Here is a 20,604-nt window from a genome sequence, read left to right on the forward strand (position 1 = left end):
GGAAGCGAGATGTTGGAAGGAGACCAGATCACTCCCAAGATGCGGCTCGCGAGGCACCTCGGGCAGGAGGGCAAATCCCAGGTGTGGGTCGCCGAGCACGTGGGCCTCGGCAAGGACGTCGCCGTCAAGCTCATGGGTCGCGCCTTGTCGCGCAACTCCTCGCCTCTCCACCGCTTTCAGCGCGAGGCGGACGTCGCCGCGCGGCAGATCAAGAGCCCGCACGTCGCGCAGATCCTCGAGCACGGCCTGACGCGCACCGGCATGCCCTACCTCGTGATGGAGCTGCTCGAAGGGGAAGACCTCGGCAGCCGCATCACGAGGACCGGCCCGATGGCGCCGAAGGACGCCGCGCGCCTCATCTCGCAGCTCGCCAAGGGCCTCGGCAAGGCGCATCTCCTCGGCCTCGTCCACCGGAACCTGAAGCCCGGCAACATCTTCCTCACCGAACCCGAGGGCGGTGACTTCGAGGCCAAGGTCCTGGATCTCGGCCTCTCGGTCCGCGCGGGCATCTCCTCGATGGGGCGGACCACGAGCGACGCGACGCACATGATCTCGCCCGAGTTCATGAGCCCGGAGCAGATTTTCGGCCAGAAGGACGTTGATTTCCGCGCCGACCTCTGGACCCTCGCGGTCCTCGCGTATTACGCGCTCAGCGGACGCGCTCCCTTCAGCGGGCAGAACCTCGAGAGCTTCGGCAACGCCATCGAAGAAGGCCGATTCGAGCCGATCACCACGCTCGTGCCCGGCCTCCCCCCTTCGATCGACTCCTTCTTCGCCAAGGCCCTCCAGCGGGACCCCACGGCGCGTTACTCGGCGGCCAAGGATGTCGCCGACGAGTTCGAGCGCGCCCTCGGCATCGAGTTCGAAGAGCGCACGAGCCGAACCTCGTTCCCGCTCGTCACGCAGCGCAGCTCGTCGCCGGGATCACGGCCGTTCGGCCCGGCCACCACCACGGGCTCGATGCGCCGGCCGAAGCTCTCCTCGCTCAAGGAGATCTCCGATCGCATCCCAGCGGAGGTCCGCGACGCGGCCCTCCGCCCGCCGGAGGCCTTGCCTGTCACGGTCACGCCGGAAGAACCACGCAAGAGCTCGGCGCTCGTGATCGTCGTGCTTGCCCTCCTCGGCATCGGGACGATCGTGGCCGGGTTGTCGCTCCTCTCGGGCGACAGCACGCCGCCCCCGAAGACGGCGCCGACGGCGCCCCGCCGCTGACCGGCGGAGCCGCCCGCACTACCGGAGCTCGTACCGCGACGAACCGCGCTGCCCCACGGGCAGCGCGTTCACGAGCCGGATCATCGTCCAGACCGTGCCGGCGATCTTCCGCAGCTTCGATTGCCCCACGCGCTCCTGGTAATCGATGGGCATCTCCACCACGCGGTAGCCGCATTTCGCCGGGAAGAGCAGCGTGTCGATGGGGAGGGCGTCGCCCTCGCCGTCGAAATCGAACGCGCGCATCATGCTCGACCGGTACGCCCGCATGCCGCTGTGCACGTCGCACGTCGGGATGCCGTGCATCACGTGCGCGAGGGCCGCGAACGACCGGTTCGCCAGGTAGTTCGGCAGCGGCATCGCCGCCGGCCGCGTGCGCGTGCGGGCGCAGTTCACCACGTCCACGCCTTCTTCCTCGACGATCCGCCGCAGCACCGGGATGTAATCGGCCGGGTAGGTGAAGTCGCAGTCGAGGTAGATCAAGAGATCACTCTCGGCCGCGGCGCTGTACATGAGCAGCTCCATCGCCGGCCCGTGCCCGCGCGGCGGGAGCTGCCGCAGCACGCGCGCCCCAAGCCGCGCCGCGATCTCGGGCGTTCGGTCCGTCGAACTGTCGACGCAGAGAATCTTGGCGTCGGGCGCGACCCTCCGGATCTCGCCCATCATCGCCTCGATGCTGTCCTCCTCGTTCATCGTCAACATGCCGACGGTCAGGCTGAGCTTGCGTGCCTTCGGCGGCTTGCGGGCGACGTACACGTTCTGGAAGGACAAAAGCTCCGGCGCGCGCGCCGCGACCACGTCCTCCACCGGGCGCACGAGCCCTTGGTAGAGCTTGTACGGCAGCGACTTGCGCAGGCTCTCCGGATCGGGCGTCCCGCCCGGCGCCACCGCCCGTTGCGCCGACAGCACCACGTCCTTCGCGGCGCGCACGAGCATCGGGTTCTGCCCGAGCCGCAGCACCTCCAGCCCCGCGCGCTCCAGCATCTGCCGGCCCGTCTCGCGCGTGAAGAAACGCAGGTGCGAGTCGTCGAGGATGCCGCTCTGCGTGTACTCGAACTTCCCCGCGAGCAGCCCCAGGCGCACCGTCCACGCCGCCACGTTCGGCAGCGACACGATCACGTGCCCCCCGTCCTCCAGGTACGGGAGCAGCCGCCGGATCACCGCGATCGGATCGGCCACGTGCTCCAGCATGTCGGCGAAGAGCAGGAGATCGAAGCTCCGGCCGGCGAGCCCCTTCGTCACGGCCTCGTCGCTCGTCACGTCGATCGCGAGCACCTCGTCGAGCCGCTCCTTGGCCCGCTCGATCGAGGCCGGGACGATCTCGATCCCGGTCACGTGCGCGCCGCGCCTCTTCGCGGCCTCGCCGTTCAGGCCCACCCCGCAGCCCACGTCGAGCACCCGGCGCGGCCGCCCGATGGCGCCCACGAGCGCCGTGTTCTGCTCCTCGACGACGTACTTGGTGTTCGTCGCGCCTTCGGCCGTGGAAGTGCCGTTTGCCGTCACGGCGGGGCTACTTAGCACGGCTCGCCCAGGCTGCGTTGAACTCGCGGATCGTCTCGTCGGTCTTCGGGTTGTGCAGCATCTTCCGCAGGATGGCCGGCGGCACCGTCACCACGTGCGCCCCGTGCGCGAGCGCCTCGTTCACGTCGAGGATGTGCCGGATCGACCCCACGATGATCTTCGCCCCGAGCTTCTCCCGATCGAGCTGCGCCCGCGTCTCGGCGATGACGGGCCGCACGTCGTAGCCCATGTCCCGCACCCGCCCGCTGAAGATGGACACGTACGTCCCGCCCGCGAGCGCCGCCAGGTAGGCCTGGTTGAAGCTCATGGTGCACGTCACGTTCGTCTCGATCCCCTGCGTCGTGAGCGCGTGCGTCACGCGCAGGCCCGCCTCGCCGAACGGCACCTTGATCACGATCCGGGACGGCGCCCACGCGTGGTAGCGGTGCGCTTCCTCCAGCATCGCGCCTTCGGTCTCGCTCACGAGCTCCACGGAGACCGGGCCCTTCGAGGCGGCGACGACCGCACGGATGCGCTCTTCGAGATCCGCCGCGCCGGCTTCCCGCGCGAGGATGAGCGGGTTCGTCGTGACCCCGGCGATCACCCCCCAGGCGAAAATGTCCTTGATCTCCTTGGGATCCGAGCTGTCGAGAAAGAGCATGTCCACTCCGCGCTACGCGTCCGGCAGGGGCCGGGCGCGGCGGAGCATAGATCAGCCCGGCGCCATGGCGAGCGAATCTCGGAGGCGCCGGGCGAGCTCGTCGAACCGGCTCGCCGACGCGTCGGGCCGGATCATCGGGATCTCGTCGAAGCCCCCGCGCACCGGGCACATCTCGCAGCGCCCCCACTCGAACAAGAGCCCCGCGCGAAGCCCCGCCCCGCGCGCCGCCAGCACGTCCACCGCCGCGTCACCGACCATCCATGAGCGCGCCGGATCAAGCCCGAGCTCGTCCACGAGCGACAGGAGCATCCCCGGCTTCGGCTTGCGGCACCCGCAGTCCGTGGCGAGCGCGGGATCGCCGCCCGGCCCGCCTTCCGGGTGATGCAAGCACGTGCGCACCGCCTCGATGCGGATCCCTTCCCGGGCGAGCGCGTCGACGAGCGCCTGGTTCGTCCGGGTGATCGCGCTCTCGGGGATCTGGCCTTTCGCCGCGCCCGGCTGGTTCGTGGCGATCGCCAGGACGAACCCCGCGTCCTGCAGGAGCGCGAGCCCTTGCGCGACGCCGGGCAAGAGGCGGATGTGGTCGGGGTGGAAGGCGCTCACCACGGCGCCGAGCTCGGCGTCGCGGACGAAGTCGATGAGCGTCCCGTCGCGGTCGAGGATCACGCCGGGGCGCGCGGGCGCGTTCATGCCTCGGCCACCATCTGCCGCAGCCGCTCGCAGATCAGGTGATGGTAGACCTCGTGGAACCCCTCCACGTGGGGCGTCGACGTGTGCCCGCCCGAGGTCCTCGGGACGAGGATGGAGGCGTCCGCCATCTGCCGCAGCGCGCCGCCGTCGTAGCCCACGAGCGCGACCACCTTGCCGCCGTGTTTCTTCACGAAATCGGCTGCGGAGACCAGGTTTTGCGACCAGGGCCCGGCCTTGTCCGCGCCCGACCCGCCGTGCACGCTCAGGCACACGAGCACGTCGCCCGGGCCCATCGAGCCGTCGAGCTGCTCCAGGAAAATGCGGTTGAAGCCCACGTCGTTCGTGAGCGCGCTCAGGAGCGCCGCGTTGTCGCAGAGCGAGCGGCACTTGAAGCGCTTTTTGCCTTCCACCCAGGTGAACTTCGCGATGTCGCAGGCGAGGTGGCTCGCGTTCGCCGCGCTGCCGCCGTTGCCGCAGGTGTAGATGGTCCGGTCGTTTTTCCAGGCGTCGAAGAGGACGTCGATGACGGCCGTCAGGTCTTGCCGGCTCGTGCCGAGGGCGATCTCGGCCGTCTCGCGCAGGTAGGTGTCGACGAAATCGTGGGTGGACGACATGGGGCCGTCGTTCTAGAGCATCGCCCGGTTCGATGCTCGGAAGATCGCGAAGCGATCTTCCCTCGGGGGGTGAATCGTCCGGGCTTTGCCCGGGCGAGAGGGGGACGCGAGGCGTCCCCCTCGGGACAAAGAGCTCGGACCCTGGGGAGGGGGCGGGCCGTCACAGGTTGATCTGCATCCCGAACTCGACCACGCGGCCCGGCGGCAGCCCGAAGTACGCCGTCGCGGGCCGCGCGTTCCGGGAAATGAAGGCGAACAGGCCTTTTCGCCATCGCATCATCTTCGACCGCCCCGTGGGCAAGAGCGTCTCGCGGCCGAGGTAATAACTCGTGCGCTTCAGCTCGATGCCGAGCCCGTGCGCCTTGCAGGCGAGCAGCACGCTCGGCACGTGCGGCGTCTGCATGAAGCCGTACCGCGCCCGCACCCGATAAAAACCGTTCCCCTTGTCGATGACGCTGACGCGCTCCTCGGGCGGGATCTCGGGGACCCGCTCGTTCGTCACCGAGAGCAAGACGACCTGCTCGTGGAGCACCTGGTTGTGCTTGAAATGGTGCAAAAGGACGGGCGGCGTCCCGTGCGGGTTCGAGGCCATGAAGACGGCGGTCCCGTGCACGCGGAAGGGCTTGATGCGGGCCACGTCGTCCAGGAATTGCTCGAGCGGCAAAAGATCGGCCTTGAACGCCTCGCCGAGGATACGCCGCCCCGTCTTCCAGGTCGTCATCACCGTGAAGATCCCAGCCGCCATGACGACCGGGAACCAGCCGCCGTGGAGAAACTTCGCCGCGTTTGCCGCGAAAAATGAGATGTCGATGGCCAGGAAGACCAGGACGGGCGGCACGGCCTTCCAGAGCGGCCAGCCCCAGCGCTGCCGCACCACGACGAAATACACGATCGTCGTGATGGCCATCGTCCCCGTCACCGCGATTCCGTAGGCCGCCGCGAGCGCGCTCGACGTGCGGAACGTCAGCACCAGGGCCACGCAGAGGACGAGCAGCGCGCGGTTGATCTCCGGGATGTAGATCTGCCCCTCGGTGTGCTTCGAAGTGTGGACGATGCTGACGCGCGGAAAATACCCGAGCTGCACGGCCTGCTGCGTGAGCGAATACGCCCCGGAGATGAGCGCCTGCGACGCGACGATCGTGGCCGCCGTGGCGATGGCCACGGTCGGGTAGAGGGCCCAGGAGGGGACGAGGGCATAAAAAGGGTTCGTCGCAGCGCCCGGGTTTCCGAGGAGCAGCGCGCCCTGGCCGAAATAATTGAGGAGCAGCGCAGGCCAGACCACCGTGTACCAGGCAGCGCGGATCGGACCGCGGCCGAAATGCCCCATGTCCGCGTAAAGCGCCTCCGCGCCCGTGATGCACAGGACCACGGCGCCGAGCACCATGAACCCGTGCGTGCCGTGTTCCAGGAAAAACCGTACCGCGTGGCGGGGATCCACGGCCGCGAGCACGGCCGGGTTCGCCGCGACGAGCCGACCTCCGAGCACGGCGATGGTCACGAACCAGACGAGCGTGACGGGCCCGAAGACCTTGCCGATCCCCCCGGTCCCGCGCTTTTGCGCCAGAAACAAGGCGACCAGAATCGCGACCGTGAGCGGCACGACGGCTGGGCGCAGCTTGTGGGTCGCGACCTCGAGGCCCTCCATCGCCGAGAGGACCGAGATCGCGGGCGTGATGACGCCGTCCCCGTACAAAAGGGACGCGCCGAAGAGCACGAGCAGGACGAGCGGGCCCGTCGGATTGCCTTTTCGCGGCGGGACCAGGGCGAGCAGCGCCATGATGCCGCCGGATCCCCGGTTATCGGCCTTCATGATGAACGTGAGATACTTGATCGTCACGACCATCAAAAGCGTCCAGAACACCAGCGACAGGATCCCAAGAATGTTCGCCGGCGTCGGATCGACCCGGTGCGAGGCCGTCGGGCTGAAGCATTCCTTGACCGCATAAAGCGGGCTCGTGCCGATGTCCCCGAAGACGACACCAAGCGCGCCGAGGAGCAGAGCCGCGCGGGGGCCATGGGCCACGGGCGCGCCGGGCTGAGCCGCCCGCGAGGGTACGTCTGTCATCGTATGTAGAGCCCTAAGGCCATGGGAGCGGAGAAGCGAGCGAGCGGTGGCCCGACGCGTCGTGCCCGGGGCGCTGCCCCAGTCCCCGCGGGGGGCTGTCCGCCCCCTCGACCCCGGACCAGCGAGGCGCTGGACCCAGGGTTGAAAACCTGCGCGATGCGCAGGTTTTCAAGCAGGCCGACGAAGAGGCGGGGTTGCCAGCAGGACCCGGAGCGCGGCTGTTTCGAGCGGCAACGGTGCTGACCCGTTTGCGGGGCCCGCCACGAGCGGCTGCCCGGTGGGTCGCGTCGTCAGGACGTGCCCGACGAAGTGTACCCGAGCAGGCGCCCGGTCCGTGCAACGGGGGCGCGGGACGTGGGGACGCGCTTTGCGGGAGGGACAATACACGCGACAACGGCGAAACGCTCGTTCCGCTTCGTCGGAACGAGCCCCACCCCGCGGCGGGACGTGTTCCCGGAATCGGAAACGTCCCCGGAAGCGGATCCCGGCGCATTGCACGATGTGGGAAGAGCCTCGGAGGCAGCGCCGATCTGCGTTCCGAAAAAGGGGAAGGCTCTCGGAAACGAGGCGGGGGGCGCTCCGACAAAGGGGAGCGACCTGGGAGACGGCTCCGCGCGTGTTCCAGAAACCCGGAATCGACCTCGGTGTCGATGCAAGGTGCGTTCCGACCAAGGGGAATCGGTCGGGCGGCGGATCCGGGCGCGTTGCGAGGAGGTGGAGGCGGGTTCGAGGCGTCGCGGGCCTCGCGTGAACGAGGGCGGAGGCGGCGGACGGCCGCGCCCTTGGAGACCCGTGCGCAGGACCAGGGGTTGTCCACCCCTGGACCCGGACCAGCCAGGGGCTGGACCCAAACTCGATGAACTGCGCATCGCGCAGTTCATCGAACAGCCAGGCTCAAAACCGGCAACGACCCTGCCGACCGAGCCCGCCGCGCTATGGGTTCCACTGGCGCCCCGGCTCCTCCGCCGGCCTGTTTGAAAACCTGCGCATCGCGCAGGTTTTCAACCCTGGGTCCAGCGCCTCGCTGGTCCGGGGTCGAGGGGGCGGACAGCCCCCCGCGGGGTCCGGGGCGGAGCCCCGTCTGGGTCCCCGAAGACGAACGTCAATCGCCTTGCATGCGTGCCCGGACGAACACGCCGTGACCTTTCAGGTACGTGCTCGTCCATCCGCCGGCGACGGGGGCATGGGGGGCGAGGATGCAGCTCGAATCCTGGCCGCAATTGTCGAGCTTCCAGGCGGTCCAGCCGATGCCGTGCGTGTTCATCCACTCGTGCCAGAGGCGCGCGGCGTCCGCGCAGACGAGCCCGTCCGTCCCCCCGTCGGCGTGCGTCGCTCCCCATTCTGTCACGAAAAGGGGCAAACCTTTCGCGCGGGCGCCTTCGGCCTTGCTGCGCAACGAATCCGTGTGGGTACAGGCATAAAAATGCAGCGTGTAAAGGAGGTTCGTCCCTTCCACCGGTGACGCCGCGGCGCGGTCCACGTCCTGCGACCAGTTCGGCGTGCCGAGCACGATCACGTTGTCCGGATCCTTCGCGCGGATCGCCGCGATCACGGCCTCGTGGTAGGGCTTCAGCGTGCTCTGCCAGTCGAGATCCAGCGGCTCGTTGAACGGCTCGTAGATCACGTTGGGTTTGTCGCCGTATTTCGCGGCCATCTCGCTGAAGAACTGGACGGCCTGGTCCTTGTGCTGGTGCGCGTTGTGATCGTGCCAGTCGATGATCACGTACACGCCCGCGGCGATCGCGTTTTCCACGATCTGCTCCACCTGGCCCCGCGCTTTGTCGGGGTTCGTCAGGTACGCCCCGTCCGGCTCGACGCCCATGGCGGCGCGGGTCACGGTCGCCCGCCAGTTGTTCCGCATCCAGCGCAAGGCTTCGAGGTTCTGCGCGAAGCCTTCGTTTTCCCAGTTCAGCCACATGCTGCTCGGGCCCTTGAGCTGCACGCGCTCTCCGTTTTGATCCCGGAGCTCCGTGCCGGTCACCTCGAGCTGCCCGTGGATCTCGACCGGCGTCGGCCCCAGGTCCCCCGCGCCGACATCCTCGTCCGAGCCCATGTCCTCGGGATCGATGGTGGCCGGCGGCGGGCTCGACGCGCCCCCGGGATCACACCCCGGAGCGCCCATCAACAAGAGGAGCGCACACGCGCCGAGGACACCCGCGCGTCGCACGAGGACGTCGACCTGAATCACGGCTCCACCCCCCAGACGAGCGTGCCATTGTGGTAGAGCGTGACCCGGTCCCACTCGGTGAACGAGGTCTTCGTCGGATCGAACGAATAGTCGTTCGTCTCGTCGTAGCTGGCGTAATCCGACTTGTTGTATCGAGCCTGGATCTCGCCGCTCTGCTGGCCCGGCGCGAGCACGTCGGCGCCGCTGAACGACACCTGGAGATAATGATCGGCGTTCGCGCCCGATGTCGTCATGAACGCGCCCGACACCTTCCCACACCCGACGAACGCATAGTCGCAGTGGAATACCTCGCTCTGCGAACCGTTCGGCTCCAGCGTGTAGTAATAACGAATCGTCAGCTCGGAGAGCGACACGGACGCGTCGCTGCCGTTCACGACGTTGAAATGAGGCTTGATCTCGGCGTTCGTCGCGTTCGTATCCGACGCCTTGTACCGCACGTAGAGGCCCGTCGGGGGCGCGCCGCCCGCGCCGGTGCTGCTCGCGCTGCTGGAGCTAGCGGAGCTGGAGCTGCTCGCGCTGCTGGAGCTTGCGGAGCTGGAGCTGCTCGCGCTGGAGCTCGAAGCACTGGAGCTTGCGGAGCTGGAGCTGCTCGCGCTGGAGCTCGAAGCACTGGAGCTCGAGGAACTGCTCGCGCCGCCCGGACCACCGCCGCCCGCTCCCCCCGGACCGGCGCCGCCGGAGCCGGGTTCGAGGCCGCTCCGGTCCGGATCGACCCCATAAGCGCACGCCGCGAGCAGCGCGGCGACGGAGACGAGGATCCCCATCCTCGCGGACGACACATCGAAGCCTCTGGTTCGCATGATGAACTCCCTCTCCTCGTCCCGAGAGAAGCCACGCTTGTGGGACCGAGGCACCGGCAATGCCATATCATGGTCGCCCGCAAAGATCGACGCCGCCCGCCGCGTCAAAGTGACCTTGACGCTCGGCGAAAAATGCGGGTAGCGTCGCGGTGAAACGAATTCGATGGTCCTGAAAGATTCCTCGATGACACGATTGCGATGGCCCCGCCGGCGGTTTTTGGCCGCGGCGCTCCTCGGCCCGCTCGTGAGCGCGTGCTCCGGGCGGCGCGGCGCGGCGCGGCGTGATCCCGGCGGCGTCCTCACGGTGTCGACCGAGCAGCAGGCCTCCTGGGTCCGCAACTTCAATCCCCTGCTCGCGCCCGGGAACATCCGCTGGCCCACGCGGGCTGGAATCTACGAGCCGCTTTTCATCTACGACACGATGGGCGGCAAGGTCGTCCCGTGGCTGTCGAGCGGCTTTTCCTGGGGCCCCGACAAACGGACGCTCCATTGTACCCTCCGCCCCGGCGTGACCTGGTCCGACGGCCAGCCCTTCACGGCCGACGACGTCGTCTTCACGTTCGAGATCCTCCAGCGCCACAAAGCGCTTGATCTCTTCGGCGTCTGGTCCTTCCTCGACGACGTCCGGGCGACGGGCCCGGACGCCTTGGTGTTTTCCCTGAACAAACAATACGTGCCGGGCCTCGTTTACCTCGGCCACCAGCCCATCGTGCCGCGGCACGTGTGGCGGGACGTGCCCGACCCCGTCACGTTCACGAACGAGCGCCCCGTGGCCACCGGGCCGTTCACCGAAATCACCGTCTTTCAGAATCAGGTGTACGAGCTCGGCCGAAACCCGCGCTACTGGCAGCCGGGCAAACCCGCCCTCCGGGGCCTCCGCTTCCCCGCGTATCCCGGCAACGACCAGGCGACGCTCGCGCTCCTCCACGGCGAGGTGGACTGGGCCGGCAACTTCGTGCCCGACGTCGAGCGCATCTTCGTCGCGCGGGATCCGGCCCACCACCATTACTGGTTCCCGCTCGTGGGCGGGACCGTCATGTTGTATCCGAACGCCGCGCGGGCCCCGCTCTCGGACGAACGCGTGCGCAAGGCGATCAGCATGTCGATCGATCGCGCCCTGCTCGTGAAGGTCGCGATGTACGGGTATACACGCGCCGCGGACGCGACCGGGCTCCACGACGGATACGCGCGTTTTCGCAGCCCCGAGGCCGCGGCGGCCGGCGACTGGATCTCGCACGACATGGAGCGCGCAGGGAAGCTGCTCGACGAGGCCGGGTATCCGCGCCGCGCGGATGGCCTTCGCGCCTCGGCCGACGGCGCGCCGCTCACGCTCGACGTCCACGTCGTCACGGGCTGGTCCGACTGGATCCGGGCCGCGCAGATCATCGCCCAGGGCCTGCGCGCGCTCGGCGTCACCTCGGCGGCGCGCGCCTACGACTTCAGCGCCTTCTTCGAGAAGCTGCAAAAAGGCGCGTTCGACCTCTCGCTCGGCTGGTCCTCGGACGAGCCCACGCCCTATCATTTTTATCGGGATCTGATGGGCACGGCGACCCTCCGGCCCCTCGGCGAGCCCGCCGCGCGCAACTGGCACCGGTTCGGCAGCGAGGAGGCCGACGCCCTGCTCGCGGCATTCGAAGGGGCGGCCGACGAGCACGAGGAGATGCGGCTCTCGCACGCGCTCGAGCGCCTCTTCGCCACGCGCGCGCCGGTGATCCCGCTCTTCCCGAACCCGTCGTGGGCCGCGTTCAACACGCGCCATTTCGAGGGGTTTCCGAGCGCGCAGGATCCCTACGCCAAACCCTCGCCCTACAGCGCGCCGGAGTGCTTGCTCGTCCTCACGCGGATCACGCCGCGGGGCGCGTGAGGGGAAAGGTTCACGAGGAGACGGCACGTGCGATACCTCCTGCGACAGCTCGGCTTGTACATCCTCGCGGCCTGGGCCTCGCTCACCTTGAATTTCATCGTCCCGCGCCTCGCGCCCGGGGATCCCGCCTCCGCGATGTTCGCGCGGTACAAGGGACAACTCCAGCCCGAGGCGCTCGCGGCGCTGCGCGAGGCGTTCGGCTTCACGGGCGGGCCGCTGCACGAGCAATACGCGGCGTACCTCGTGCACCTCTTCCGCGGCGACCTCGGTGTGTCGGTCGCGTACTTTCCGGCCAAGGTCACGGATGTCCTCGCGATGGGGCTCGGCTGGACGGCGCTGCTCACGGGCTCGTCCGTGGTCGTCGCGTTCGCTCTGGGATCGCTGCTCGGCGTCATCGCGGCGTGGCGAAGGGGCGGCGCCTTCGACGCGACGCTCCCGCCGCTGCTCGTGTTCCTCGGCGCGTTTCCTTATTTCTGGCTCGCGATGATGCTGCTTTATGGATTCGGCTTCACGCTCGACGTGCTGCCGCTGCGCCACGCGTACGCCGACACGCTCGCGCCCTCGATGAGCGTCTCGTTCGTCGCGAGCGTCGTCGAGCACCTGCTCCTGCCGGCGACCTCGATCGTCCTCGCGAGCGTGGGCGGCTGGATGCTCTCCATGCGCAGCTCGATGATCGGCGTCCTCGCCGAGGATTACGTCACGATGGCGCACGCGAAGGGCCTGTCGCCCCTCCGGATCATGTTCCATTATGCGGCGCGCAACGCGCTCCTCCCGAACGTCACCGGCTTCGGCATGGCGCTCGGGTTCGTCCTCGGCGGGTCGCTCCTCACCGAGATCGTCTTTTCGTACCCGGGCCAGGGCTATCTCCTCGTGCAGGCGGTTCGCAGCCAGGACTATCCGTTGATGCAGGGCATCTTCCTGACGATCACCATGGCCGTGCTCGCCGCGAACTTCCTCGTGGACGTGCTTTACGTATGGCTCGATCCGCGGACGCGCGGACGTTGAGGGCAGGGGAGCGCGCGATGCAGACACCGAAGATCCCTCGCAAAGCCGCGGCGGGCCTCGTGATCCTCGGGGTGTTTTTCCTCATGGCGCTCGTCGGGCCCCTCGTCGCGCCGCACGATCCCATGGCGTTCGTCGACATCCCGCTTCAGCCGCCCTCGCGCGTGCACCTGCTCGGCACCACGGGGCAGGGGCAGGATGTTTGGTCTCAAACGATCGCAGGCGCCCGGTCGTCGCTCCTCGTCGGCTTCGTGGCCGGGCTCATGATGACGACGATCGGCGCGATCGTCGGCGCCGTCGCGGGCACGTTCGGCGGGCTCGTCGACGACGTGCTCTCGCTCCTCACGAACGTCTCGCTCGTCATCCCTGCCTTGCCCCTGGCCGTGGTGCTCGCGGCGTATCTGCCCGCGGGCACGAGGGCCTTGCTCGTCGTGCTCGTCACGACGGGCTGGGCCTGGAATGCGCGGGTGGTCCGCGCGCAGGTGCTCTCGCTCCGCAACAAGGATTTCGTCGCGGCCGCGATCGTCACGGGCGAGAGCAGGCTTCACATCGTCTTTCGCGAGATCCTTCCGAACATGACGTCGGTCCTCGCGTCGTGCTTCATCAGCGCGACGGTGTACGCGATCGGCGCGCAGGTCGGCCTCGAGTTCCTCGGGCTCGGCGACATGAGCCTCGTGACGTGGGGGACGAACCTTTATTGGGCCAGCAACGATGCCGCGCTCCTGACGGGCGCGTGGTGGACCCTCGTGCCGACGGGCCTCTCCGTCGCGCTCGTCGGCACCGCGCTCGTCCTCGTGAGCTTCTCCCTCGACGAGATCACGAACCCGCGCCTGCGCGCCGTGTCGGCCTCGGCCCGCGCCCTCGCCGCACGCGGGATCCGCATGGGCGCGTCGACCCCCGTCGTGAGGGATCATGGCTGACGTGCCCCTCCTTGCGGTCGAGGATCTCGTCGTCGAATACATGACGCCGTCGGGCCCAGTGCGCGCCGTCGACGCCGTGTCGTTCGTGCTCGCGCGCGGCGAGGTGCTCGGCCTCGTGGGCGAGTCGGGCAGCGGCAAATCGACCGTCGCGCAGGCGCTCGCGAGGATCCTCGGCCCGCCCGCGATGATCACGGCCGGCCGCGTGCTCTTCGAAGGAAGCGACGTCCTCGCCATGCACGAGGACGACCTGCGCCGCTTTCGCTGGCGCAAGATGTCCTTCGTCCTCCAGAGCGCGATGAACGCGCTTTGCCCCGTCCTGACGATCGGCGAGCAGATCATCGACGTCCTCGTCACGCACGAGCGGACGAGCGCGCGCGCCGCGCGCGAGCGTGCAGCGCACTTGCTCGAGCTCGTCGGCATCGATCCCGCGCGGCTCACGAGCCATCCCCACGAGCTCTCGGGCGGCATGCGCCAACGTGTTGGCATCGCGCTGGCGCTCGCCCTCGATCCGCCGCTCATCGTCATGGACGAGCCGACGACGGCGCTCGACGTGGTCGTCCAGCACGAGGTGCTCTCGAAGATCGCCGAGCTCAAGGAGAAGCTCGGTTTGTCCGTCCTCTTCATCACGCACGACATGTCGATCGTGTCGCAGTTCGCCACGCGCATCGGCGTGCTCTACGCGGGGCGCCTCGTGGAGATGGCGCCCACGCGCGAGCTCTTCCGCGCGCCGCGACATCCCTACACGAAGGGCCTGCTCGGCTCGTTCGTCTCCCTGCACGGCCCGCGCCGCAGGCTCGCGGGCATCCCGGGCTCGCCTCCCGATCTGCGTCGATTGCCCGCGGGCTGCGCCTTCCGCGCGCGTTGCGCCGAGGCCACGGCGCGCTGCGCGACGGAAGCGCCCGTGCTGCGCGGGATCGGCGAGGACCACTCCACCGCTTGCCACCTCGTGTCCCCATGAGCGAGCCCGATCAAACGCCCCCGCTCCTCGACGTGCAGCAGCTCGGCAAGTTGTATCGCGTCGGAGGATGGTTGCGCCCGAAGCACCTGCGGGCGCTCCACGACGCTTCCTTCACGCTCGGCCATGGCGAGATCCTCGCGCTCGTCGGTGAATCGGGCAGCGGCAAGAGCACGATCGCGCGGCTCTGCGTGCGCCTCGAAGCGCCGACGAGCGGGCGTATCCTCCTCGATGGCCGCGACGTCCTTCACGAAGAGCGAGGCCACGCGACGCTCGCGTATCGCCGCCGCGTGCAGATGATCTTCCAGGACCCCTTCGGCTCCCTGAACCCCGCGCGCACCATCGGCCAGCACCTCGAACGCCCGCTGCTCCTGCATGACAAGGCGAAGACGCGCGCCGATCTCTCCGCCCGCGTCCATGCCTTGCTCGACACCGTGGGCCTCGTCCCCGCGCCCGAGGTCGCTGCGAAATACCCGCAGGAGCTCTCGGGCGGGCAGCGGCAACGCGTCGCCATCGCGCGTGCCCTCGCCGTGGAGCCGGATCTCATCCTCGCGGACGAGCCCGTGAGCATGCTCGACGTCTCGATCCGCGCCGACGTCCTCAACCTGATGCTCGACCTCAAGGAGAAGCGCGGCATCTCGTTCCTGTACATCACCCACGATCTCGCGAGCGCGCGGTACGTCGCGGATCGGATGATGGTGATGTACGCGGGCCACATCGTGGAAGCAGGGCCGAGCGACGCGCTCTTGGAAAAACCCCTGCACCCCTATACAAACCTCCTGCTCTCGGCGGTCCCCGAGCTCGAAGGCTCGTTTGCCCGCGGGCTGCCCGCGCGCTCCGGCGCGCCCGCGCTCGTCGATCCGCCGCCGGGGTGTCCTTTCGCCGCGCGTTGCCCGGACGTCACCGACATTTGTCGGCGCGAAACCCCGCGCCCGGTCTCGCTCGACGAGGGGCGCGTCGTTCGTTGTCACCTGTACCCCGAGCCTTCTCGGACCCGAAGCGAGTAAACCCAACGAGGCACCATGTCCAAGTACGTTTTTCCTGAGAATTTCGTGTGGGGTACGGCCACGAGCTCGTACCAGATCGAAGGCGCGGCGAACGAAGACGGCCGCGGCGAGTCCATCTGGGACCGGTTCTCGAAGACACCGGGCAAGGTGAAAGACGGCTCGAACGGCGACGTCGCTTGCGACCATTACCATCGCTACCGCGACGACGTCGCGCTCATGAAGGACCTCGGCGTGCGCGCGTATCGCTTCTCGGTGGCGTGGCCGCGCGTCTTGCCGAAGGGCCGCGGCGCGACGAACGCGGCGGGCCTCGATTTTTACGAACGCCTCGTCGACACGCTGCTCGCGGCGGGCATCGAGCCCTACCTCACGCTCTACCATTGGGATCTCCCGCAAGCGCTGCAGGACGAGGGCGGATGGGCGAACCGCGCCACCGCCGAGGCGTTCGCCGCGTACGCCGACGTCGTGAGCCGGCGCCTCGGCGATCGCGTCAAGAAGTGGATCACGCACAACGAGCCCTGGTGCGCGGCCCTGCTCAGCAACCAGATCGGCCTCCACGCGCCGGGGCTCCGCGACTATCGCGCGGCCCTCTCCGTGAGCCACCACCTGCTCCTCTCGCACGGCCTCGCCGTGCCCGTCCTGCGCCAGAACAGCCCTGGTGCCGAGGTCGGCATCACGCTGAACTTCGCGCCCACGTTCCCCGCCTCGCGGAGCGCCGCCGATCTCGACGCGGCGAGGCACCACGACGGGTACTTCAATCGGTGGTTCCTCGATCCGCTTTTCGGCCGCCACTATCCGGCCGACATGATCGCCGACTACATCGAGGCCGGGCACCTGCCTCCCGAGGGGTTCACGGACGTGCGCCCCGGCGACCTGAAGATCATCGCCGCCCCCTGCGATTTCCTCGGCGTCAACTACTACAACCGCACCGTCACGCGCAGCGACAAGGTGCCCGAGGAGGAGAACCTCCCGCGCACCGTGCACGTCGCGCCGCGCTCGGAGTGGACCGACATGGAATGGGAGGTCTACCCCGATGCGCTCCGCCAGCTCTTGACGCGCCTGCACCTCGAATACGGGCCGGCGAAGCTCTACGTCACGGAGAACGGGGCGAGTTATTCGGACGGGCCCGACGCGGAGGGGCGCGTGCGGGACGAGCGGCGGACCCGCTTCTTGCGCGACCACTTCGTCGCGGCGCGCCGCGCGATCGACGCCGGCGTGCCGCTCGCGGGCTACTTCGTCTGGTCCTTGCTCGACAACTTCGAGTGGGAGCGCGGCTACACGCAGCGCTTCGGCATCGTGTGGGTCGACTACACGACGCAGAAGCGCATCCCGAAGGACAGCGCGCTCTGGTACCGCGGCGTCATCGCGGCGAACGCCGTCGACGAGGGGTGATCACGCGCCGCGGAGGCGCACGAACAGCTCGTCGGCGCAGTTGTCCCAACCATCTGCGCATTGGCTCAGCCATTCCTCCTCCGACGAGCGTTCGTAACGACGACCCCACGCGGCGCGATGCACGATGCGCCCCGCGTGCAGCAGATCCAGGCGTGTGATCGCCCTGTCGCCGCGCTGCACCCACCCCCCGAGCTCCCCGGGCTCCACGGCGCTGACGGGCTTGCCGTCGTGGCACGGCGTCGTCGGCGTGGGCAACCCTCCCGCCGTCCGCTCCACGTTGGCGCTGAAGCGCGCACCGGGGCCCACCGCCATGTCGATCCGCTCGTTCAGGGCCAGATACGTCCCGACGCAGGCGCCCTTGTACCCCTCGGCCGTTTCCTCCCACGGCAGGCCTTCCGGCAGACGCTGCAGGAGCGCTCGATCCTGGGAAACGATGCGCACCTCGTCGAAGGCGTACCGACAAGGGCGTCTTCGCAGGTATCCGTCGAACGCCGATTCCCCGAGGATGGGCGCCCATTCGTAGATGACGTCGGCGTCCGTGCCTTCGTCGGCGAAGCGCACCCAGATCTCCTCGAACGGCACGAGCTCTTCCACCTCGAGGTGGTAGAAGCCGGCGCCTTTCCCCGAACCCACCTGCACGTCGAGGTAGCCGGGCGTCCCGAGGTCGTACCAAACCGGGACCCAGTAGGACCCACGCTCACCGAGGATCCGTTCGAGCAGCGATTCGGCGCGAGGTGCTGTCAGGACCTCGCCGGGGCCCAGGTACAAGCGAGCGAGCTCGGTGAAGATGTTCGACATCGTGAGAAAAACCTCCTTCCGTGAGAGACCCCCACCTCTTCAGGGTTTTCCGAAGCGATCGGCAGGGATGGGCTCCAGGCGCAGTGCTCCCGATTGGTGAGCGAAAACGCATGCGTGTGGAGGCAACGCAAGAAAATTCGACCAAGAGGTCACGTTTTGACAAAAGCGAAGGCGCAGGGGGGCGTCTCGAGGTTTTACGAGGGAGTGAAAGTCGGACTCATGGGAGAGGAAGTTTATCTGCTCGGCCACAGCGCTTCGGAGGTTCATCGGCTCGTGGGGCAGGCGGAAGAGCTTTCGGCGGAGGCGGACTGGCTCTTCGACCAGCTCGATGTCCGCCCGGGCGCACGCGTGATCGACCTGGGTTGTGGTCCGCGCGGCGCGCTCGAACAGCTCTCCGCGCGCGTGGGCTCCTCCGGCACGGTGATGGGCCTCGAGCGCAACGGTGGAACGGTCGAGCTGGCGCGCGCGTTCGTCGCCGAACATGGCCTGAAAAACGTCGAGCTGATTCGAGCCGACGCCCGCGCGACGGGCCTCCCGCGTGGCGCATTCGATCTCGTCCACGCGCGCCTCCTGCTCGTCAACGTGCCGCGACCCGAGGAGGTCGTCCGGGAGATGATGGCGCTGGCACGGCCGGGCGGCGTGGTCGCGAGCCACGAGGCCGACTATACGCCGCATGGTTGTGATCCGCCCTGCGAAGCGTGGGACCGCCTTTTTCAGCTCTACACGGCGCACGCGCGCGATTGTGGCATCGACTTGTTCGTGGGTCGCCGCACCCATCGCTTGTTTCGCGAAGCTGGACTGACGGACATCCACGTCCGACCGCTCGCGCACGTCTATCCGAGCGGCCATCCGCGCCGCGATATCTTTGTACGCTTCATCGAGAACGTGCGCGCGGAGTTGATCGGAGCGGGCAGGATCGAGGCGAGCGAGCTCGACGCGCTGCGGGACGCCCTCGCGGCGCACCTGGCGCGCGAGGACGTCCTCGTGATTTCACATCTGTTTCTTCAGGTGTGGGGACGAAAGCCCTGACCGGACCCCGCAGCGGGAGGGGATCCCGCGGGGAACCCCCTCTCAGGGGTTCTGCAGCGCTGCCTTGACGACCTGCCCGGACGCGCTCGGATCGCCGTTCCAGTTCGTGATGAGCGACGGGAAATCGCAGCCTTTCGGGTACCACGCCCAGCCAGTCCAGGACAGGCCGCGCTGCTTCGCGTACTCGAGGAGCTGGCTCGTGTAGTTCGTCGAGCAATCGAAGCTCCCGAACTCCGTGATGAAGATCGGATCGGTCGCCGCGAGGAAGCCGAACTTCTGCTCCCACGTCCCGGGCTGCTTGCTGTCGAAATCGTAGGGGTGCGTGACGTACACGATGTTTTGCCCCTGGACGCGGTTCTGCGTCACGCCCGAGAGATCAAAGGCCCAGTCGAGGCCCCCGACGAGGACGAGGTTTTGCGCGCCCGTGGCCCGGACCGTGTCGTAGAGCTGCTGCATGCCCACGGCCTGGAAGCCCTCGCCGCTGTCGCCCCCGTTCCGCCACACCGACCAGGAGACGTCCCGCGGCTCGTTGTAAAGCTCGAACAGCACCCGGCCGTTGTTCTTGTATTTCTCGGCCACGGATTGCCAGAACTTCACCGAGTTCTGATCCGCCATCCGCTGCTGCTTCGTGTCCCAGTTGTTCATGTCCCCGCGATCCGACCAATGCAGATCGAGGATGACATCGAGCCCGGCCTGCAGCGCCCACTGGATCGCCTGATCGATGTTCTGCTGGTATTGCCCGTCGTAACGGACATGCCCCGGCAGCCAGAAGCCCTGGTTCAGCGAGAGGCGCGTGATGTTCGCGCCCCAGCCCTTGATCTTCTGGAAATCGGCGAGCGAGACGTTCTCGCCCTGGGGCGTCCATTCGTGCGACGGCCGCGCGAGCCCGCGGAACACGTGCACGTTGCCATTCTCATCGTAAATCTTGTTCCCCTGGACGTAATAGCCGCCCGGGGGGACGGGCGGCGCGCCGCCGCTGCCGCCCGTGCCCGAGCTCGACGAGCTGCTGGAGCTCGACGAGCCGGGCCCGCTCGATGCACCCGACGCGCCCGCGCCACCCGCGCCACCCGCGCCGCCCGCGCCAGGCGAGGAGCCGCCCATGCCCATGGTGGACTGGGCGCCGCCGTCGCCGCCCTGACCGCCCGTTGGGTTCGACGTCGCGCCGACGTCGCACCCGAGCACCCCGAGCGAGACCCCGAGGAGCGACCAACCGAGGAACATGAAGCCGCGTCGTGATTGCATGGGTCTCCTCACTCGTAGAAGGCGATGTCGTCGATCCAGATGTCGAACGCCATGCTTTGCGCCGCCTGGAAGTGGATGTAATACAGCGCGTCCTTCTTGATCGCCGTGAGGTTCTGCTTCGACCAGTTCACGGTCGCGAGCTCGGCGAAGCTGTACTTGAACTCCTTCCAGTCCGTCGTGAGCGTGATGTTCGCGCCGAAATCGTCGCTGCACGTCGCGCCGCAGTTGCCGGCCTCGGGCGTGGTCTGCGAGTCGCCGACGTTGAAGCGCACGGCGCCGGTTCCGCCGCCGATCTTGGCCCAGAACTGAATCCCCGCGAACTGCGCCGCATTAAACGCCTTTTTCGTGAGGCCGTCGTTGTTGAGGTCGAACCCGAAGCCGGCGCCCCACGTCGTGAACCCGCTGCCCTTCGTGTTCGCCCCGTACGCGCTCGAACCCCGGGGGGGCGAAAGCGCGGTCATCTCGAAGGGATCCCCCACGGTGGGCGTCTGCGTCGCGCCGACCGTCTCGTCGTTGTACGTGTACCAGGCGCCCAGCATGCCCGCGTTCGGGATGATCGAGCCGTTCTGGTCCTCCATGTCGTCGATGACGGTCACCTTGCCCGAGCTGCCGCCGCCGGGGCCGCCGCCGCCGGGGCCGCCGCCGCCGGGGCCGCCGCCGCCGGGGCCAGG

19 protein-coding genes are annotated in these 20,604 nt (G+C 68.4%); 9 read left to right on the forward strand and 10 right to left on the reverse strand.

Features of this window, described 5'->3' with window-relative positions; translation table 11 throughout:
- The first annotated feature begins 9 nt into the window (after positions 1-9).
- Positions 10-1,212, forward strand: coding sequence for a serine/threonine-protein kinase (locus E8A74_RS39075; protein ID WP_136934197.1), 1,203 nt, complete (start codon positions 10-12; stop codon positions 1,210-1,212).
- Between the two features lie 18 nt (positions 1,213-1,230).
- Here E8A74_RS39075 and E8A74_RS39080 read toward each other — a convergent pair whose 3' ends face one another.
- From E8A74_RS39080 to E8A74_RS39110, 7 genes are all read right to left on the reverse strand, one after another.
- Positions 1,231-2,712 carry a methyltransferase domain-containing protein gene (locus E8A74_RS39080; protein WP_232379947.1) on the reverse strand — a complete coding sequence of 494 codons (1,482 nt, stop codon included), beginning with the start codon at positions 2,710-2,712 and terminating at the stop codon, positions 1,231-1,233.
- 7 nt (positions 2,713-2,719) lie between these two features.
- Positions 2,720-3,370 carry a transaldolase family protein gene (locus E8A74_RS39085; RefSeq protein ID WP_136934199.1) on the reverse strand — a complete coding sequence of 217 codons (651 nt, stop codon included), beginning with the start codon at positions 3,368-3,370 and terminating at the stop codon, positions 2,720-2,722.
- Positions 3,371-3,421: 51 nt separating this feature from the next.
- Positions 3,422-4,060 (reverse strand): D-glycero-alpha-D-manno-heptose-1,7-bisphosphate 7-phosphatase, encoded by a 639-nt coding sequence (locus E8A74_RS39090; RefSeq protein WP_136934200.1) that lies wholly within the window; start codon positions 4,058-4,060, stop codon positions 3,422-3,424.
- Positions 4,057-4,674 (reverse strand): D-sedoheptulose-7-phosphate isomerase, encoded by a 618-nt coding sequence (locus E8A74_RS39095; protein ID WP_136934201.1) that lies wholly within the window; start codon positions 4,672-4,674, stop codon positions 4,057-4,059. Before E8A74_RS39095 ends, E8A74_RS39090 begins: the two co-directional genes overlap by 4 nt.
- A gap of 160 nt (positions 4,675-4,834) precedes the next feature.
- Entirely contained in the window at positions 4,835-6,739 is a 1,905-nt protein-coding gene (locus E8A74_RS39100; protein WP_136934202.1) for a potassium transporter Kup, read from the reverse strand.
- A 1,102-nt stretch (positions 6,740-7,841) separates the two neighbouring features.
- Entirely contained in the window at positions 7,842-8,927 is a 1,086-nt protein-coding gene (locus tag E8A74_RS39105) for a glycoside hydrolase family 5 protein (protein ID WP_136934203.1), read from the reverse strand.
- Positions 8,924-9,364, reverse strand: a complete 441-nt coding sequence (locus E8A74_RS39110) for a cellulose binding domain-containing protein (RefSeq protein ID WP_136934204.1) — start codon at positions 9,362-9,364, stop codon at positions 8,924-8,926. Before E8A74_RS39110 ends, E8A74_RS39105 begins: the two co-directional genes overlap by 4 nt.
- A 34-nt stretch (positions 9,365-9,398) precedes the next feature.
- Here E8A74_RS39110 and E8A74_RS53240 point away from each other — a divergent pair, with 34 nt between their 5' ends.
- The 7 genes from E8A74_RS53240 (at position 9,399) to E8A74_RS39145 (ending at position 16,864) form a co-directional block, all read left to right on the forward strand.
- Positions 9,399-9,647 (forward strand): hypothetical protein, encoded by a 249-nt coding sequence (locus tag E8A74_RS53240; protein ID WP_170229703.1) that lies wholly within the window; start codon positions 9,399-9,401, stop codon positions 9,645-9,647.
- Between the two features lie 264 nt (positions 9,648-9,911).
- A complete protein-coding gene (locus E8A74_RS39120) occupies positions 9,912-11,591 on the forward strand; it encodes an ABC transporter substrate-binding protein (protein WP_232379948.1) in 1,680 nt (559 codons plus the stop codon).
- Positions 11,592-11,618: 27 nt separating this feature from the next.
- Complete coding sequence (locus E8A74_RS39125; RefSeq protein WP_136934207.1) at positions 11,619-12,596, forward strand: ABC transporter permease; 978 nt, start codon at positions 11,619-11,621, stop codon at positions 12,594-12,596.
- A 17-nt stretch (positions 12,597-12,613) separates the two neighbouring features.
- Positions 12,614-13,513, forward strand: coding sequence for an ABC transporter permease (locus E8A74_RS39130; RefSeq protein ID WP_232379949.1), 900 nt, complete (start codon positions 12,614-12,616; stop codon positions 13,511-13,513).
- Complete coding sequence (locus E8A74_RS39135; protein ID WP_136934209.1) at positions 13,506-14,471, forward strand: ABC transporter ATP-binding protein; 966 nt, start codon at positions 13,506-13,508, stop codon at positions 14,469-14,471. The genes E8A74_RS39130 and E8A74_RS39135 overlap by 8 nt, the downstream gene beginning before the upstream one ends.
- Positions 14,468-15,475 (forward strand): ABC transporter ATP-binding protein, encoded by a 1,008-nt coding sequence (locus E8A74_RS39140; RefSeq protein ID WP_136934210.1) that lies wholly within the window; start codon positions 14,468-14,470, stop codon positions 15,473-15,475. The genes E8A74_RS39135 and E8A74_RS39140 overlap by 4 nt, the downstream gene beginning before the upstream one ends.
- 15 nt (positions 15,476-15,490) lie before the next feature.
- Positions 15,491-16,864: a GH1 family beta-glucosidase gene (locus E8A74_RS39145; protein WP_136934211.1), complete on the forward strand. Its 1,374-nt coding sequence runs from the start codon at positions 15,491-15,493 to the stop codon at positions 16,862-16,864.
- Here the strand turns inward: E8A74_RS39145 and E8A74_RS39150 are convergent, their stop codons facing one another.
- On the reverse strand, positions 16,865-17,662 hold the full coding sequence (locus E8A74_RS39150) for a hypothetical protein (RefSeq protein WP_136934212.1): 798 nt from the start codon (positions 17,660-17,662) through the stop codon (positions 16,865-16,867).
- Between the two features lie 219 nt (positions 17,663-17,881).
- On the opposite strand from E8A74_RS39150, the gene E8A74_RS39155 reads away from it, so the two are divergent.
- The gene (locus tag E8A74_RS39155) at positions 17,882-18,691 is read left to right on the forward strand and encodes a methyltransferase domain-containing protein (RefSeq protein WP_136934213.1); all 810 of its coding nucleotides are present in this window, start codon (positions 17,882-17,884) and stop codon (positions 18,689-18,691) included.
- A 42-nt stretch (positions 18,692-18,733) separates the two neighbouring features.
- Here E8A74_RS39155 and E8A74_RS39160 read toward each other — a convergent pair whose 3' ends face one another.
- Positions 18,734-19,933: a glycoside hydrolase family 5 protein gene (locus E8A74_RS39160; protein ID WP_170229704.1), complete on the reverse strand. Its 1,200-nt coding sequence runs from the start codon at positions 19,931-19,933 to the stop codon at positions 18,734-18,736.
- An 8-nt stretch (positions 19,934-19,941) separates the two neighbouring features.
- On the reverse strand, positions 19,942-20,604 hold a 663-nt coding region (locus tag E8A74_RS39165), incomplete at its 5' end, for a CIA30 family protein (protein WP_136934215.1).

The sequence above is a fragment of the Polyangium fumosum genome, from assembly GCF_005144585.1.
In the GTDB taxonomy this organism is placed as follows: Bacteria; Myxococcota_A; Polyangia; order Polyangiales; family Polyangiaceae; genus Polyangium; species Polyangium fumosum.